The following is a 17238-nucleotide window of genomic DNA, read 5'->3' on the forward strand; positions in this document are numbered from 1 at the left end:
GCCGTCCGGCATCTGCGACACTGGACGGACCATGCCTAAGCCCGGAGAACTGACCTTTGTCGCGCCGCGCGGCGCCAAGCCCCCGCGACACCTCGCCGACCTCAGCCCTGCCGAGCGCAAGGAGGCCGTCGCCGAGTTGGGCGAACAGCCGTTCCGAGCGAAGCAGCTGTCGAACCACTACTTCGGGCGGATGTCGGCCGACCCGGAGAGCTGGACGGACATTCCGGCGGCGAGCCGGGCGAAGCTGACCGAGGCGCTGCTGCCCGAGCTGATGTCCGTGGTGCGGCACGTCTCCTGCGACGACGACGCGACCCGCAAGACGCTGTGGAAGCTGTTCGACGGCACGCTGGTCGAGTCGGTGCTGATGCGCTACCCGGACCGGGTCACCATGTGCATCAGCTCGCAGGCCGGCTGCGGCATGAACTGCCCGTTCTGCGCGACCGGCCAGGCGGGGCTGACCCGGAACCTGTCCACCGGGGAGATCGTCGAGCAGATCGCCGCCGGCATGCGCGACCTCAAGTCGGGGGCGGTCCCCGGCGGCGAGGCGCGGCTGTCCAACGTGGTGTTCATGGGCATGGGCGAGCCGCTGGCCAACTACAACCGGGTGCTGTCCGCGATCCGCCGCCTCACCGACCCGTCCCCGGACGGCTTCGGCCTCTCGCAGCGCGGCATCACCGTCTCCACCGTCGGCCTGGTCCCGGCCATGCACCGCTTCGCCGACGAGGGCCTGAGCTGCCGGCTCGCGCTGTCGCTGCACGCCCCGGACGACGAGCTGCGCGACGAGCTGGTGCCGGTCAACACCCGCTGGAAGGTCGACGAGGTGCTGGACGCCGCGTGGAACTACGCGGAGAAGTCCGGCCGCCGGGTGTCCATCGAGTACGCGTTGATCAAGGACATCAACGACCAGGCGTGGCGCGCCGACCTGCTCGGCCGGCTGATCAAGAACCGCCGGGTGCACGTGAACCTGATCCCGCTCAACCCGACGCCGGGTTCGAAGTGGACGGCCTCCCGGCCGGAGGACGAGCGCGAGTTCGTCCGCCGCCTGCAGGCCCACGGCGTGCCCACCACCGTCCGCGACACCCGCGGCCAGGAGATCGACGGCGCCTGCGGGCAGCTGGCCGCCGCGGGCTGAGCGTCCGGGCGGGAACGCCGGGGCCCGGGAGGACGCGTTCCTCCCGGGCCCCGGTGCGTCCGCGGCTACAGCAGCGGGCAGAGCAGCACCGTCAGCCCGCCGGTCAGCAGCAGGACGGTGCTCGCGGCGAGGGTGCGCAGGGCGGCCGTGCCGGTGAGCAGGCCGGGCGGGGTGCCCAGGCGGTCGAGCGCGTCGAGGGCGGGGCGGCGGGCGGCGCGCAGTTCGTGCAGGCGGGCGGCGAGGGCCGCGACCGCGCAGGCGAGGACGAGCACGCCCTCGACCACGGTGAGCGCGGGGGCTCCGGCGCCGGCCCGGGCCCAGTTGCGCCAGGCGACCAGCATCAGCACGACGACCGCGGTCAGGACGGCCAGCGGCACGCCGAGGCCGCGGGCCTGAGCGGTGAGGCCGCGCCCGGCCAGCAGGCGCAGCGGTGCGGGCCGACGCAGCGCGAGCAGTCGGCCGGCCAGGGCGAGCAGCGGGCCGGTCCACAGGGCGAGGGCGAGCGCGGCGAGTGCCCAGCCGGTGAGCAGGGCGGGGCTGGTGGCGGGGAGGCCGACGGGGAGGGCGAGGGTGCGTTCGGCGTCGGTCGCGTCGGGGCGCAGCCCGTACAGTTCGAGGCCGAGCCCGGCGAGCAGCACCGGCGCGGGCAGCAGCAGCCGCAGCGCGGTGTAGCGGGAGCCGGCGGGTTCGGCGGGCCGGCCCGGGAGGCCCTCGGGGAGGCGGATCGCGCAGGCCGCGGAGACGCCGGCGACCAGCGGGAGGACCGCGAGCAGGGCGACGGGCGCGGCGGCGGGCAGCGGGACGCCCATGCCGACGTCGGGGGCGAGCGAGGGCCCGGCGATGTCGTTGCGCAGGATCAGGAACAGCAGCAGCGTGAACGCGGAGCCGAGCGCGCAGGCGAGCGCGGTCTCGCCCGCCACCAGCAGCCGGATCCGGGCGGGGCCGGCGCCGGCGGCGGTCAGGCCGGTGATCCGCTCGGGGTGCTGGGCGGGGACGGCGCGGGCGGCCGCGGCGGCGAACCAGGCGACCGCGGCGAGCGGCGGCAGGCACCAGAGCAGCCGTTCGAGGTCGCCCCCGGTGCCGTGCAGGGCACGGCCGAGGGCGCGCAGCAGGAAGGCGGCGACCACGGCGGCGGCGGTCGCGGTGAGCAGCCCGCGGGCGAGGTCGAGGGCGCGGTAGCCTCGGGCGAGTCTGAGGTAGTACACGGCGGCCCTCTCAGCGCTCGACGGCGACGGCGACGGCGGCGGCTTCCGCGGGCACGGCCGAGACCCGGCCGTCGACCAGGTGGACGGTGCGGTCGGCGTACCGGGCGAGCGTCGGGTCGTGAGTGGCCAGGACGAGGGTCAGCGCGTGCGAGCGGGCGGCGCTGGTCAGTATCCGCAGGACCTGCTCGCGGGCTTCGTGGTGCAGCGGTGCGGTGGGGTCGTCGGCGAACACCACCGGCGGCTGGGGGGCCAGGGCGCGGGCGACGGCGATCCGCTGGCGCAGGTCCTGCCGCAGGTCGGCGGGCCGCAGCTTGGCGCAGTCGGCGACGTCGAGGCGCTCCAGCCACTCGCCGGCCGCCTGGTACGCGGCCCGGTGGCCGACACCGGCCAGCAGCAGCGGGAGGGCGACGTTCTCACGGGCCGTCAGCTCCGGCACCAGGTGCGGCTCGGGGCCGACGTAGCCGAAGCGCTCGCGGCGGAGCTTCTCGCGCCCGGTCCGGCCCAGGGTGTGCACGGGGGAGCTGTGGAACCAGACCTCGCCCTCGTCGACCGGGAGCTGCGCGGACAGGCAGCCGAGCAGGGTGGACTTGCCGGAGCCGCGCGGGCCGGTGACGGCGAGCATCTCGCCCTCGCGGACGCCCAGCGAGACGCCGCGCAGGGCGGGTGTGCCGTGGTGGGACTTGACGATCCCTCGGGCCCAGAGCACGTCGTTGTCGGGCGGGGCCGCTGACATGAGATCCATCCAGGTGCCGACGGGGATATGACAGTCGTCAGATTAGAACGATCGGGCGGTGGTGCGGGTGCGGCGCACTGCCCCGAACCCGGAGGAATCACCCCGAAAGCGGCGTGTCGCCCCGCAGATTGACCCGGCGGATCCGTTCCGGGAGCACCGAAGGGCGGTCCCGGCGGTGAGGAGCCGGGACCGCCCTTCGGCGGAGGGTGGGGAAGGGAGGATCAGATCTTCTGCCACGCGTCGGAGAGGCTGGTCCGCAGGATCTGCTCGATCTCGTCGAAGGTCGACTGGTCGGAGATCAGCGGCGGGGCCAGCTGCACGACCGGGTCGCCGCGGTCGTCGGCGCGGCAGTACAGGCCGTTGTCGAACAGCGCCTTGGAGAGGAAGCCGTACAGGACGCGCTCGACCTCGTCGTCGTTGAAGGTCTCCTTGGTGGCCTTGTCCTTGACGAGCTCGATGCCGTAGAAGTAGCCGTTGCCGCGGACGTCGCCGACGATCGGCAGGTCGCGCAGCTTGTTCAGGGTGGCCAGGAACTTCGACTCGTTGTCGAGGACGTGCTGGTTCAGGCCCTCGCGCTCGAAGATGTCGAGGTTGGCCAGCGCCACCGCGGAGGACACCGGGTGGCCGCCGAAGGTGTAGCCGTGCAGGAAGGTGTTGTCGCCCTTGTAGAACGGCGCGGCGATGCGGTCCGAGATGATCGTGGCGCCGATCGGGGAGTAGCCCGAGGTCATGCCCTTGGCGCAGGTGATCATGTCCGGCACGTAGCCGAACTTGTCGGCGCCGAACATGGTGCCGAGGCGGCCGAAGGCGCAGATGACCTCGTCCGAGACCAGCAGCACGTCGTGGCGGTCGCAGATCTCGCGCAGGCGCTGGAAGTACCCGGGCGGCGGCGGGAAGCAGCCGCCGGCGTTCTGCACCGGCTCGACGAAGACGGCGGCTACGGTCTCGGGGCCCTCGAAGAGGATGGCCTGCTCGATCTCGTCGGCGGCCCAGCGGCCGTAGGCCTCCGGGTCGACCGTGCCGTCGGGGCCGGCCAGGAAGGCCGGGGCGCGGTAGATGTTGGTGTTCGGGGCCTTGTGGGTGCCCGGCACCAGCGGCTCGAACGGGGCCTTCAGGCCCGGCAGGCCGGTGATCGACAGCGCGCCCTGCGGGGTGCCGTGGTAGGCGACGGCGCGGGAGATGACCTTGTACTTGGTCGGCTTGCCGGTCAGCTTGAAGTACTGCTTGGCCAGCTTCCACGCGGTCTCGACGGCCTCGCCGCCACCGGTGGAGAAGAACACCTTGTTCAGGTCGCCGGGGGCGTAGTTCGCCAGGCGCTCCGCCAGCTCGACGGCCTTGGGGTGGGCGTAGCTCCACACCGGGAAGAAGGCCAGCTCCTTGGCCTGCTTGGCGGCGGCCTCGGCGAGCTCCTCGCGGCCGTGGCCCGCCTGCACCACGAACAGGCCGGACAGGCCGTCGAGGTACTTGCGGCCCTTGTCGTCCCAGACGTAGGTGCCCTCGCCCTTGACGATCGTCGGCACGGGGGAGTTCTCGTACGACGACATGCGGGTGAAGTGCATCCACAGGTGGTCGTAGGCGGTCTTGGAAAGGTCCTTCTGGGCCGGGTCGGCTGTCATCGGGTGCCCCAGGTGTAGGTCTGTTTCCGGAGCTTCAGGTAAACGAAGCTCTCGGTGCTCCGCACGCCGGGAAGCGAGCGGATGCGCTTGTTGATCAGTTCGAGAAGGTGCTCGTCGTCCTCGCACACCAGCTCGGCGAGGAGGTCGAACGAACCCGCGGTGCAGACCACGTAGTCGACCTCGTCGAAGGCGGCCAGCGCGTCGGCGACCGGTTCGATGTCGCCCTCCACGCGGATGCCCACCATCGCCTGGCGGGTGAACCCGACGGTGAGGGGGTCGGTCACGGCGACGATCTGCATCACGCCCTGGTCGAGCAGCTTCTGGACGCGCTGCCGGACGGCCGCCTCGGACAGGCCCACGGCCTTGCCGATGGCGGCGTACGGACGGCGCCCGTCCTCCTGGAGCTGCTCGATGATCGCCTTGGAGGCGGCGTCGAGGGGAACGCTGGCGTTCCGGTCACGGTTGGCCACGCCGCCACTGTGCCTGACCGGCGGCGGAATCGCAAGCCACTGTGCTGCTGATTTCGTCGCCGATTCGAAGATCGGGCGCGGAAAACGTGGCTCTTGGAGCGAGGCCCTGTCGATACCGGCATCGGAATGAGTACCCTGGCTACGTACATGCGCGAGCCTGCACACCGCCGATCGTGGCTTGTCGCTGACATGCCGTGGCCACCCGGACGCCGGAGTAACCTGACGCCCGGAGCTGCAACGACGCAGGCCCAGACCGAGGAGAGACCGTGAGCGAGCTTCGTACGCTGCGCAACTACATCAACGGCGAGTTCGTCGACGCTGCGGACGGCCGCACGCTCGACATCGTCGACCCGACCACGGGCGAGGTCTACGCGACCTCCCCGCTCTCCGGCGCGGCCGACGTGGACGCCGCGATGGCGGCCGCCGCCGCCGCCTTCCCGGTCTGGCGGGACTCCACCCCCTCCACCCGGCAGAAGCTGCTGCTCAAGGTCGCCGACGCGGTCGAGGCCCGGGCCGACGAGATCGTGGACGCCGAGGTCCGCAACACCGGCAAGCCGCGCGGGCTGACCCTCTCCGAGGAGATCGGCCCGATGGTCGACCAGCTGCGCTTCTTCGCCGGCGCCGCCCGCCTGCTGGAGGGCAAGGCCGCGGGCGAGTACATGGACGGGCTGACCTCGATCGTCCGTCGCGAGCCGGTCGGCGTCTGCGCGCAGGTCGCGCCGTGGAACTACCCGATGATGATGGCGGTGTGGAAGTTCGCCCCGGCGATCGCCGCCGGCAACGCCGTGGTGCTCAAGCCGTCCGACACCACCCCCGCCTCCACCGTGCTGCTGGCCGAGATCATCGGCGGCGTGCTGAAGGACCTCGACCTGCCGGCCGGCATCTTCAACGTGATCTGCGGCGACCGCGAGACCGGCCGCCTGATGGTCGAGCACCCCACCCCGGCGATGGCCTCCATCACCGGCTCGGTCCGGGCCGGCATGCAGGTCGCCGAGTCCGCCGCGAAGGACGTCAAGCGGGTCCACCTGGAGCTCGGCGGCAAGGCCCCGGTCGTGGTCTTCGAGGACGCCGACATCGCCGAGGCCGTCGAGGGCATCTCGATGGCCGGCTACTTCAACGCCGGCCAGGACTGCACCGCCGCCACCCGCGTCCTGGTGCACGAGTCGGTCCACGACGCCTTCGTCGAGGCGCTCGCCAAGGCCGCCGCCGACACCAAGACCGGCGGCGTGGACGACGAGGACGTGCTCTACGGCCCGCTCAACAACGCCGACCAGCTCAAGCAGGTGGCCGGCTTCATCGAGCGCCTGCCCGCGCACGCCAAGGTCGAGGCCGGCGGCCACCGGGTCGGCGACAAGGGCTACTTCTGGGCGGCGACCGTGGTGTCCGGCCTGAAGCAGGACGACGAGATCATCCAGAACGAGGTCTTCGGCCCGGTCATCACCGTGCAGAAGTTCACCGACGAGGACCAGGCCGTCGATTACGCCAACGGCGTCGAGTACGCGCTCGCCTCCTCGGTGTGGACCAAGGACCACGCCCGCGCGATGCGGATGTCCCGCCGGCTCGACTTCGGCTGCGTGTGGATCAACACCCACATCCCGCTGGCCGCCGAGATGCCGCACGGCGGGTTCAAGAAGTCCGGCTACGGCAAGGACCTGTCCTCGTACGGGTTCGAGGACTACACCCGGATCAAGCACGTCATGACCGCGATCTAGCGGGTCGTGACCGTCGGGGGCGCGGGGATCCTTCCCCGCGCCCCCGGCTTTTCACTCTGTCAGGGCGGCGCGCGACTCGCGTGACAGGATGGAGCTGCCCGGGGTCGGGAGGGCTCCCTACGCTGGTCGCATGAGCACTCCCACCGCTGACTCGGTCGCCGGGCAGGCCGTCAAGGCCGCCGACCGCGCGCACGTCTTCCACTCGTGGTCCGCCCAGGCACTGATCGACCCCCTCGCGGTGGCCGGTGCCGGGGGCTCCTACTTCTGGGACTACGACGGCAACCGCTACCTGGACTTCTCCTCGCAGCTGGTGAACACCAACATCGGGCACCAGCACCCGAAGGTGGTCGCGGCGATCCAGGCGAAGGCCGCCCAACTGTGCACCATCGCCCCGGGCTTCGCCGAGGAGTCGCGCAGCGAGGCCGCCCGGCTGATCGCCGAGCGGACCCCCGGCGACCTGGACAAGATCTTCTTCACCAACGGCGGCGCCGAGGCGAACGAGAACGCGATCCGGATGGCCCGGCTGCACACCGGCCGGCACAAGGTGCTCTCCACCTACCGCTCGTACCACGGCGCCACCGCCAACGCGATCGCCCTGACCGGCGACCCGCGCCGCTGGGCGAACGAGACCGGCGTCTCGGGCATCGTGCACTTCTGGGGCCCGTACCCGTACCGCTCGAACTTCCACGCCGAGAACGAGGCGCAGGAGTGCGAGCGCGCGCTGGCGCACCTGGAGCAGACCCTCGCGTTCGAGGGCCCGGGCACCGTCGCGGCGATCATCCTGGAGACCGTGGTGGGCACCGCGGGCGTCCTGGTGCCGCCGGCCGGCTACCTGGCGGGCGTGCGGGAGATCTGCGACCGGTACGGGATCGTGTTCATCCTGGACGAGGTGATGGCCGGGTTCGGCCGCACCGGCGAGTGGTTCGCCGCCGACCACTGGGGGATCACCCCGGACCTGCTGACCTTCGCCAAGGGCGTCAACTCGGGCTACCTGCCGCTGGGCGGCGTGGCGATCTCCGGGGCGATCGCGGAGACCTTCGCGCGGCAGGCGTTCCCGGGCGGCCTGACCTACTCGGGCCACCCGCTGGCCTGCGCCTCCGCGGTGGCGACGATCAACACGATGGCCGAGGAGGGCATCGTGGAGAACGCCAAGCACATCGGCGAGAACGTGCTCGGCCCCGGCCTGCGCGAGCTGGCCGAGCGCCACCCGTCGATCGGCGAGGTGCGCGGCCTGGGCGTGTTCTGGGCGCTCGACCTGGTGAAGGACCGGGAGACCCGCGAGCCGCTGGTGCCGTACAACGCGGCCGGGGCCGACAACGCGCCGATGGCGCAGCTCGCGGCGGCCTGCAAGCAGCGCGGCCTGTGGCCGTTCACCAACATGAACCGCTTCCACGTGGTGCCGCCGTGCAACATCAGCGCGGAGGAGGCCAAGACCGGTCTGGCGGTGCTGGACGAGGTGCTGACCCTCACCGACGCGCACACCGTCTGACGATTCTCCACACCTCCTCCACGGGGCCCCGGGTGATCCGCCCGGGGCCCCGTGACGCCTTTGCCGAACCCATCAGTACGATGATCTGCCTGACTGGGAGAGCAAAGGAATGACCATGGGGGACACGGGATTTCGGGTCGAACCCGAAGCGCTCACGGCGTACGCCGCAGTGCTCGACGCCCAGGCCGAACGGATCGCCCGGATCCGCTCGGCGCTGACCGGCGTCCGGCTCTCGTCCGAGGCCTTCGGCAAGCTGCCGGGCTCGGGCGAGCTGTACGGCTCCTACCAGGAGCACGCCGACGCGGAGCAGGAGAACTTCGCCGACCTGATCGAACTGCTCGACGCGACCGGCGAAGGCGTCCGGGCCACCGTCGACAACTACGAGAGCAACGAGCAGGACACCGCCGAGGTCTACGGGGGCGGCCGATGAGCACCCTGGCCCCCGGCTCGTTCGGTGACGCCGTCGACGCGTACCAGTGGACCCGCGACCGGGTCGCCGACCGGCTGCCGCCGCTGCCCAGCTTCGAGAACCCGGTCAGCGAGGGCCTCGACGCCGGCCTCGACTCCGTCGTCAAGGCGGCCCTGGACGCCACCGGAATGATGGACGTGCTGGAGAAGGTCACCGGCGACCTCCAGGCGCTGACCGCCGCCGCGCACGAGTGGCAGGCCCAGGCGCAGGCCGTGCGGGAGGTCGCCGCCGAACTGCGGTCGGCCGGCACCCGGGTCGACGCGGCCTGGGACGGCGCGGCCTCGGAGGCGTTCGGCGCCCACATGGCCGTCGTGGTCGAGGCGCTCGACGCCACCGCCGAGGACATGGCGCAGGTCGCGCAGATCATCAGCCAGGCCGCCGCCGAGTGCCAGCTCGCCGAGAACCTGATCATCGAGATCATCCGCGAGGCCATCGAGACCCTGATCATCACGCTGGCCGCCGGCCTGGTGGTCGACATCCTCACCCTGGGCCTGGCCACCGCCGCCGAGGCGCTCATCGTCGAGGGCGAGATCGCCGTCTACATCGCCCGGGTCGGCCAGGTCTCGCTCAAGCTGGAGAAGGCGCTCAAGGAGCTGCACGAGGCGGTCAAGGCGATGAAGGCGGCCCGCAGCCTGGGCACCATCAACAAGGCCCGCAAGGCCGCCAAGGCCGTCCGCAAGATCGGCGGCCGGGGAAACCAGCGCAAGACCCTGTGGAAGGCGATCACCGACCCGTCGATGGAGAACCTCGGCGAGTTCGCCACCGCGCGGGCCGTCGGGGCGGTCTACAGCCCGGTGAAGGGCGCGGTGAAGGGCGGCCTGGGCGCCGTCACCGGTGCCGGGGACTTCGCCGGCGTGCTCACCGACAACCTGCTCAGCGACCAGGGCCTGGGCACCGTCGCCGGCGCGCTCGACGGACCGCCGCAGGGCGCCCCCTACCGGGTGCCGGGCAACCGGGTCGAGGAGGCCTTCGGATGAGCCACCCCGCCCACCCCCCGTACGGCGCCCCACCGCTGCCCGGCGCCCAGCACCTGCCGGGGGCCGCGCACCTGGTGCCGCCCGGCGAGCAGCTGCGCGGCGTCGTCGACGCCGACCTGTGCGACCTGGTCCGCCGCCCCCCGCGCCGCTACCGCAACGAGCGCCACGGGCGGGCCGCCGAGGCCGGGATCGGCTGCCTGTCCGCGGTCTTCTACTTCGGGGACTATGTCGCCGACCTGCTGGAGGACTGCACCTGGGGGCTGATCCGCAGCCTCCGCCGGCTCCTCCGCGGGCGCGGCCTCACCCGCGGTTGGGAGAGCCAGGCCGGACGGTTCGCCCGCACCGTGCGCGGCGCCGACAACGACTATGAGAACGACGACGTGCTGCTGCTCTTCACCGACCGGCGGATCCTGCTGGCCGGCAGCGGCACCAACACCCCCGCCGACCGGCGGGCCGTGCGGGTCCTGGGCGAACTGCCCTACGCCCACCTGGCGCGGGTCGAACCCCGGCACACCTGGATCTCCTCGCGGGTCGACCTGCACTTCGCGGACGGCTCGCTGCTCGCGCTGGAGGTCCACGAGAAGGAACTCGCCGCGCTGGTCGCCCTCGGCCCGCGCTGAGCCGGGACGCGGTGCGCCGCCGACCCCGCCGTCAGCGGCGCACCGCGTCCAGCGCCAGCAGTGCCACGTGCAGCGACAGGCAGGACTCCACCTGGTCCAGGTCCACGCCCAGGATCCGCTCCACCTTGTGCAGCCGGTCGTAGAACGACGGACGCGACAGGTGCGCGGCGTCGGCCGCCGCCGACTTGTTGCGGCCCTGCTCCAGGTAGATCCGCAGCATCTGCGCCAACTGGCCGCCGTGCTCCGCGTCGTACGCCAGCAGCGGACCCAACTCCCGCTCCACGTACGTCTGCAGGCGCTCGTCGTCGCGCAGCAGGTGCAGCAGGCCGCGCAGCCGGACGTCCGGCAGGCGGTAGTACGCGGCCCGGCCGCCCGGCGCGTCGTGCAGCGCCGCGTCCGCGACCTGGGTGGCCTCCAGCAGGGTGCGCCGGGCGTCGCGGACCGAGCCCACCGAGGAGCCCACCGCTATCACCGGCTCGGCCGCCGACCCGTCCCGGCCGGTCTCCGCGGACAGCCGGCGCAGCGCCGCCGCGAAGGACTCCAGCGAGGCGTGCTCGTCCTGCTGCGAACCGAGCGCCACCAGCAGGCCCACCCCCTCGTCGTCCAGCGCGCCCACCAGCGCCGACAGCCGGGAAGCGCGGATCGCGGTGGCCGCCAGCTCGGTGAAGTCCCGCAGCCGGGCCTGCGCCTCCAGCGCCGCCGGCAGCGGACCCTGCCGCTGCCGCAGCACCACGCCCACCAGCCGGCGGCCCTCCAGCGGCACGCCCAGCGCCTGCGCGCGCAGCGCCACCTCGGAGACCGTCAGCGCGTGCGTCAGGATCCCCGACAGCAGGGTGCGGTGGGTCTGCCGCTCCAGCGACTCCCGGTCGCGCACCACCAGCCGGTTCAGCGCCAGCGTCGCCGCGCCGCGCTCCAGCAGCATCGCGTGCGGGTGCGGCACGTCCGGCGGCAGCGGCACCGGCTCGTCCACCAGCACCAGCCGCCCCCAGTCCTGGCCGCGCGCGCCCACCGTGGTCACCAGCCAGCCCGAGCGCGGGTCGTGGCCGGTGCGGCCCGGCGGGTGGACGCCGCGCGAGCGGTGCTCCCAGTTCTCCAGCAGCTCCTGCTCGCCGCGGCCCGCCGGGTCGTGCGCCAGCACCTGGTGCGCCAGGTTCTCCAGCACCACCGGCGCGCCCGCCATCCGCGCCACCTGCCGCACCACCTCGGCGGGCTCCGCGCCCTCCGTCGCCAGCTCGTTGAACACCTGGTGCACCGCCTCGGACACCCGCAGCTGCTCCAGCTGCGCGTTCACCACCAGCGCGTGCACCGCCTCGGTCACCGCGACGAACTTCAGCTCCCGGCGCAGCGCCACCAGCGGCAGGCCGTGCCGCTCCGCCGCCGCCACCAGCGCCCGCGGCAGCGAGTCGAAGTACCGGCGGCCGAACTCGATCACCAGCCCGGCCACCCCGACCTCGGCCAGCTCCCGCACGTACCTCGCCAGCCCGTCCCGGTCCTCCGGCAGCGCGATGCCCGTCGACAGCACCAGCTCGCCGCCGCGCAGCACCCCCGCGACGTCCGGCAGCTCGCTCACGTGCACCCAGCGCACCGGGCGCTCCAGCGCGGCGGCCCCGGCCACCACCTGGGGCAGGCCGCGCCGCATCACGTCCAGGTCGAGCACGCGGGCGACGGTGGGGAGCATCGCGGATACCTCCGGGGGGTTCTCAGGGTGTCAAGTCAATCATGCTCGACGGCGACGCCCTGTCGCCCGGACGCAGCCTTGCAGCGTGTAAGGCCCTTCGTCCCGGCCCTTGCTGAGTGACCCTTGTCCCGGACGCCCGAACCGAGGCATCGTCGGCCGGGACGAGTAGGCAATGGAGGCAGCTCATGGACCTGACCAGCTTCAACGAGGGCGCGCAGCACATCGCGGGCCGCCCGGCCAGGAGCTCGGGCGGCGAGCCCTTCGCCGTGGTCAACCCCGCGAACGGCGCCACCGTCCAACAGGTCGACCTGGCCACCGCCGCCGACGTCGACACCGCCGTCGCGGCTGCCCGCGCCGCCCTCCCCGAGTGGTCCGGCGCCACCCCCGGCGCCCGCTCCGAGGCCCTGAACCGCCTCGCCGGCATCCTCGCCGAGCACGCCGAGGAGTTCGCCCGGGTCGAGACCGCGCAGACCGGCAAGCCGATCAAGCTGTCCACCGAGTTCGACGTCCCCGGCACCATCGACAACACCGCGTTCTTCGCCGGCGCCGCCCGCAACCTCGAAGGCAAGGCCGCCGGCGAGTACAGCGGCGACCACACCTCGTACGTGCGCCGCGAGGCGGTCGGCGTGGTCGGCAGCATCGCGCCCTGGAACTACCCGCTGCAGATGGCCGCCTGGAAGATCCTCCCGGCCGTCGCCGCCGGCAACACCATCGTCCTCAAGCCCGCCGAGATCACCCCGCTGACCTCGCTGATGTTCGCCCGCGCCTGCACCGCGGCCGGCATCCCCGACGGCGTCGTCAACGTCGTCACCGGCGCCGGACGCACCGCCGGCGAACACCTCATCGGCCACCCCGACGTCGCCATGGTCTCCTTCACCGGCTCCACCGCCGTCGGCAAGCGGGTCGCCGAGATCGCCACCGCCACCGTCAAGCGCACCCACCTCGAACTCGGCGGCAAGGCCCCCTTCGTGGTCTTCGACGACGCCGACCTCGACGCCGCCGTGCACGGCGCCGTCGCCGCCTCCCTGATCAACAGCGGCCAGGACTGCACCGCCGCGACCCGCGCCTACGTCCAGCGCCCGCTGTACGACGCCTTCGTGGCCGGCGTCGCCGAACTGTACGAGGGCATCCGGATCGGCGACCCGCTGAACCCGCGCACCGACATGGGCCCGCTGGTCTCCTTCACCCACCGCGACCGCGTCGCCGGCTTCGTCGAACGCGCCCGCTCCTACGCCACCGTCGTCACCGGCGGCCCCGCCACCGGCAAGGGCCACGACGGCACCGACCTCTCGCTCGGCGCCTACCACCGCCCCACCCTGATCACCGGCGCCGCTCAGGACAGCGAGGTCGTCCAGGGCGAGATCTTCGGCCCGGTGCTCGTCGTGCTGCCCTTCGACAGCGACGAGGAGGGCCTGCGGCTCGCCAACGACACCCCCTACGGCCTGGCCGCCTCCGCCTGGACCCGCGACGTCCACCGCTCGCTGCGCGCCACCCGCGAGATCGCGGCCGGCTGCGTCTGGGTCAACGACCACATCCCGATCATCAGCGAGATGCCGCACGGCGGGTACAAGGCGTCCGGCTACGGCAAGGACATGTCGCAGTACTCGCTCGACGAGTACACCCAGGTCAAACACGTCATGTTCGACACCACCGCCGTCGCCCGCAAGGACTGGCACCGGACGATCTTCGGCGACCGCTGACCGCGACCGCTGACCCCGGCCCTCCCGGGGCCACCCGCGATCCCGTGTAAGAGAACCCCGGTACCCCGCTCTCCCGGGTGACGACGGCAGGCACCCCGCCCGCCGCGCGCCGCCCGGGAGAGACGAGGAACCCCACGTGAGCACCACCCGCCACCCCAGCGCCCTGCACTGGCTGGCCACCGCCGCCCCCGACCCCGACGCCTGCCGCACCGCCTGGGAGCGCACCGGGTTCGGCCTCGCCCTGCTGCCCGCCGGCCGCCGCTGGGACGTCCTGCACGTGCCCGGCCCGCTCGGCCGACCAGCCGCCGCGCTGCTCGACCGGCCCGGCGGCGGCCCCGTCCTGGAGGACCCCGACAGCGACACCGTCGGCTTCCTCGTCCCCGTCGGCACCGCCGAACGCTGGGCCGGCACCGGCATCCGCACCTCCGGTGACGGCACCTGGATCGCCGTCCCGCACCCCACCCGCCCCACCCGCGGCCCGCACTGGCTGATCCCTCCGTGCCCCAGCGGACGGCTCGTCGACCCCCGCGCCCTCGAACTCGCCCTGCACGACGCCGCCGCGCACCTGCGCAGGCCGTACTAGCCGTACTAGCCGTGGTCAGCAGCCCTCGGCCGTACCGGTCGCACTCGGCCGTACTGACGGGCGCCGAACGGGACAGACTGTTCAGCATGGACGACACCAGCCCCGCCGCCACCGCGGACGTCGCCGGTCCCGCGGAACCCGGAGACCTCGCCGACCCCGGCAGCGCCGACCGCGACCGCGCCGCGCTGCTCGCCGCCGCCCAGCCGTACTGCCTGGAACACGCCCTCGCCCTGGCCGGCCCCGACGCGCTGCGCCTGCACGGCCTGCCCGCCCCCGTCCACGGCACCGGCCTGCTGCTGGTCACCGCCGGGGGCCCGCCGCTCGCCGACCTCGCCGCCGGGCTCGCCGAGACCCTGCGCGCCGCCGGCCACCGGGTCCGGCAACCGCCCGGCAGCGCGCGCCGCCGCCAACTCGCCGTCAGCACGCCCGCCGCCGACCCGGGAGAGCCGCCCCTCGGCAGCCCGGACGGCACCGCCGTGACCACCGCGACCACCGCGACTGCCGCGACCGCCGGGGAGCCGGAACTCGGCGTCGAACTGCGCCGCGAACCACTGCGCCACCCGCCGACCCTCCCCGTCGCCGCCCTGGACGACACCGCCGCGCTCGCCGTCCTCACCCTCTGCGAGCGCGCCCTGCCCGCCGACCTGGAGGCCGTGCACGCCCTCACCGCGCACCGGCGCGAAGGCGAACTCCTCGCCCTGGCAAGCGCGTTCGACGAGGACTTCACCACCCGCACGCTCGCCGACCGGCTGGAGACCGCCGCCGCCCTGCTCCCGCCCGAGACCGACACCGCGGGCACCCGCAGGTGGGCCGAAGCCTGGGCCCAGGACCTGCGGCTCGACCTGCTGGAGACCACCGAGCTCGCCGACGGCCTGCACGACCCCTACCTGGACGCCCACCAGGACCGCGCCGACGGCCTGCACGACCCCTACCTGGACGCCCACCAGGACCGCGCCGACCCGTCCGACCCCGCCGACCCCACTGACGACCTGTAAGGGTGAATCGCGCTTCCCCGTCAGGGTGCTCGTTGAGCGGGCCCGCCGTCCCGCGCAGACTGGAGAACGAGCGCGGGACATCCGTGGACATCGGAGGCAGAGACCCTTGAGCAGCAAGCACATCACCCACTGGATCGGCGGCCAGTACGTCGCCACCGCCGGAACCGCGCCCCGCCGCGGCGACATCCACGACCCGGCCACCGGCCAGGTCACCGGCCAGGTCGACTTCGCCGAGATCGCCGAGGTCGACCAGGCGGTCGCCGCCGCCGCCCAGGCCTTCACCAGCTGGCGCAAGGCCTCGATCGCCAAGCGCACCCAGGTGCTGTTCAACTTCCGCGAGCTGTTCAACGCCCGCAAGGACGAACTCGCCGCGATCATCGTCTCCGAGCACGGCAAGGTGCACTCCGACGCCCTCGGCGAGCTCGCCCGCGGCCAGGAGGTCGTCGAGTACGCCTGCGGCATCCCGCAGCTGATCAAGGGCGGCTTCACCGAGCAGGCCTCCACCGGTGTCGACGTCTACTCGATCCGCCAGCCGCTCGGCCCGGTCGCCATCATCTCGCCGTTCAACTTCCCGGCCATGGTGCCGATGTGGTTCTTCCCGATCGCCATCGCGGCCGGCAACACGGTCGTCCTCAAGCCGTCCGAGAAGGACCCGTCCGCCGCCAACTTCATCGCCGAACTGTGGAAGGAGGCCGGCCTCCCCGACGGCGTCTTCAACGTCGTCCACGGTGACAAGGTCTCCGTCGACCGCCTGCTGGAGCACCCCGACGTCAAGTCGGTCTCCTTCGTCGGCTCCACCCCCATCGCCCGCTACGTGTACGAGACCGGCACCCGCTACGGCAAGCGCGTGCAGGCCCTCGGCGGCGCCAAGAACCACATGCTGGTGCTCCCCGACGCCGACCTTGACCTGGCCGCCGACGCCGCCATCAACGCCGGCTTCGGCGCGGCCGGCGAGCGCTGCATGGCCGTCTCCGTCCTGGTCGCCGTCGACCCGATCGGCGACGAGCTGGTCGCCAAGATCAAGGAGCGGATGGCCACCCTCAAGGTCGGCCCCGGCTGCAACGGCGACTCCGAGATGGGCCCGCTGGTCACCGGTCAGCACCGCGACAAGGTCACCTCCTACGTCGAGTCCGGTGTCGCCGACGGCGCCGAGCTCGCCGTCGACGGCCGCAAGCACGCCATCGCCGCCGAGGACGCCAGTGGCGCCCCCACCACCGACGGCTTCTGGCTCGGCCCCACCCTGTTCGACCACGTCAAGCCGGGCATGTCCGTCTACAACGACGAGATCTTCGGCCCGGTCCTGTCGGTCGTCCGGGTCCCCTCCTACGACGAGGGCCTGGAACTCATCAACGCCAACCCGTACGGCAACGGCACCGCCATCTTCACCAACGACGGCGGCGCGGCCCGGCGCTTCCAGACCGAGGTGGAGGTCGGCATGGTCGGCATCAACGTGCCGATCCCCGTCCCCGTCGCCTACTACTCCTTCGGCGGCTGGAAGGCCTCGCTGTTCGGCGACAGCCACGCCTACGGCCCCGACGGCGTCCAGTTCTTCACCCGCGGCAAGGCCGTCACCCAGCGCTGGCTCGACCCCTCGCACGGCGGCATCAACCTGGGCTTCCCCACCAACAACTGAGCAGCCCACCGCGCCCCGGCGTGACGGAAGGCCGACCCCCACCAGGGGCCGGCCTTCCGGCCGTTCAGCCCCCGTCGCCCTGCAGCCCGGCCTGGTTTGCACCCGCGCCGGATCCGGCGTATTGTTCACTGGTCGCTCGGCAGGGAGCACCGGACACGCATCTGTGTGGACGGTCCCGGGGCGGCCAATCCCCTGAGAAACCAGTTCGATGATCCGTGACGGGTCG

General features: G+C 72.9%; 15 protein-coding genes. 10 read left to right on the forward strand and 5 right to left on the reverse strand.

Annotated elements, in window-relative coordinates:
• The first annotated feature begins 31 nt into the window (after positions 1–31).
• The gene (gene rlmN, locus OO48_RS12300; protein ID WP_033215173.1) at positions 32–1132 is read left to right on the forward strand and encodes a dual-specificity RNA methyltransferase RlmN; all 1101 of its coding nucleotides are present in this window, start codon (positions 32–34) and stop codon (positions 1130–1132) included.
• Positions 1133–1197: 65 nt separating this feature from the next.
• On the opposite strand, the gene OO48_RS40645 is transcribed toward rlmN, so the two are convergent.
• The 4 genes from OO48_RS40645 to OO48_RS12320 all read right to left on the reverse strand — a co-directional run bounded on the left by OO48_RS40645 (position 1198) and on the right by OO48_RS12320 (position 5156).
• Positions 1198–2337, reverse strand: a complete 1140-nt coding sequence (locus OO48_RS40645) for a hypothetical protein (RefSeq protein WP_033215175.1) — start codon at positions 2335–2337, stop codon at positions 1198–1200.
• 10 nt (positions 2338–2347) lie between these two features.
• Complete coding sequence (locus OO48_RS12310) at positions 2348–3070, reverse strand: ABC transporter ATP-binding protein (protein ID WP_033215176.1); 723 nt, start codon at positions 3068–3070, stop codon at positions 2348–2350.
• 221 nt (positions 3071–3291) lie between these two features.
• Positions 3292–4686, reverse strand: a complete 1395-nt coding sequence (locus tag OO48_RS12315) for an aspartate aminotransferase family protein (RefSeq protein ID WP_033215178.1) — start codon at positions 4684–4686, stop codon at positions 3292–3294.
• The gene (locus OO48_RS12320) at positions 4683–5156 is read right to left on the reverse strand and encodes an Lrp/AsnC family transcriptional regulator (RefSeq protein WP_014138339.1); all 474 of its coding nucleotides are present in this window, start codon (positions 5154–5156) and stop codon (positions 4683–4685) included. The genes OO48_RS12315 and OO48_RS12320 overlap by 4 nt, the downstream gene beginning before the upstream one ends.
• 266 nt (positions 5157–5422) lie before the next feature.
• Here OO48_RS12320 and OO48_RS12325 point away from each other — a divergent pair, with 266 nt between their 5' ends.
• The 5 genes from OO48_RS12325 to OO48_RS12345 all read left to right on the forward strand — a co-directional run bounded on the left by OO48_RS12325 (position 5423) and on the right by OO48_RS12345 (position 10423).
• Positions 5423–6868 (forward strand): gamma-aminobutyraldehyde dehydrogenase, encoded by a 1446-nt coding sequence (locus OO48_RS12325; protein WP_033215181.1) that lies wholly within the window; start codon positions 5423–5425, stop codon positions 6866–6868.
• A 130-nt stretch (positions 6869–6998) separates the two neighbouring features.
• On the forward strand, positions 6999–8357 hold the full coding sequence (locus OO48_RS12330; RefSeq protein WP_033215183.1) for an aspartate aminotransferase family protein: 1359 nt from the start codon (positions 6999–7001) through the stop codon (positions 8355–8357).
• Between the two features lie 115 nt (positions 8358–8472).
• Positions 8473–8787 (forward strand): WXG100 family type VII secretion target, encoded by a 315-nt coding sequence (locus OO48_RS12335; protein ID WP_033215185.1) that lies wholly within the window; start codon positions 8473–8475, stop codon positions 8785–8787.
• Positions 8784–9803, forward strand: coding sequence for a WXG100 family type VII secretion target (locus OO48_RS12340; protein WP_033215187.1), 1020 nt, complete (start codon positions 8784–8786; stop codon positions 9801–9803). Before OO48_RS12335 ends, OO48_RS12340 begins: the two co-directional genes overlap by 4 nt.
• On the forward strand, positions 9800–10423 hold the full coding sequence (locus OO48_RS12345) for a hypothetical protein (protein ID WP_033215191.1): 624 nt from the start codon (positions 9800–9802) through the stop codon (positions 10421–10423). Before OO48_RS12340 ends, OO48_RS12345 begins: the two co-directional genes overlap by 4 nt.
• A 31-nt stretch (positions 10424–10454) precedes the next feature.
• Here OO48_RS12345 and OO48_RS12350 read toward each other — a convergent pair whose 3' ends face one another.
• The gene (locus tag OO48_RS12350; protein ID WP_033215193.1) at positions 10455–12101 is read right to left on the reverse strand and encodes a PucR family transcriptional regulator; all 1647 of its coding nucleotides are present in this window, start codon (positions 12099–12101) and stop codon (positions 10455–10457) included.
• Positions 12102–12286: 185 nt separating this feature from the next.
• On the opposite strand from OO48_RS12350, the gene OO48_RS12355 reads away from it, so the two are divergent.
• The 4 genes from OO48_RS12355 (at position 12287) to OO48_RS12370 (ending at position 17012) form a co-directional block, all read left to right on the forward strand.
• Positions 12287–13801 (forward strand): gamma-aminobutyraldehyde dehydrogenase, encoded by a 1515-nt coding sequence (locus OO48_RS12355; protein ID WP_033215195.1) that lies wholly within the window; start codon positions 12287–12289, stop codon positions 13799–13801.
• 136 nt (positions 13802–13937) lie between these two features.
• Positions 13938–14384: a hypothetical protein gene (locus tag OO48_RS12360; protein ID WP_033215197.1), complete on the forward strand. Its 447-nt coding sequence runs from the start codon at positions 13938–13940 to the stop codon at positions 14382–14384.
• Between the two features lie 86 nt (positions 14385–14470).
• Entirely contained in the window at positions 14471–15379 is a 909-nt protein-coding gene (locus OO48_RS35085; protein WP_051732047.1) for a hypothetical protein, read from the forward strand.
• Positions 15380–15485: 106 nt separating this feature from the next.
• Positions 15486–17012: a CoA-acylating methylmalonate-semialdehyde dehydrogenase gene (locus OO48_RS12370; protein ID WP_033215199.1), complete on the forward strand. Its 1527-nt coding sequence runs from the start codon at positions 15486–15488 to the stop codon at positions 17010–17012.
• The last annotated feature ends 226 nt before the right edge of the window (positions 17013–17238 follow it).

Origin of the sequence: Kitasatospora phosalacinea (genome assembly GCF_000716545.1) — a bacterium.
GTDB classification, from domain to species: Bacteria; Actinomycetota; Actinomycetes; order Streptomycetales; family Streptomycetaceae; genus Kitasatospora; species Kitasatospora phosalacinea.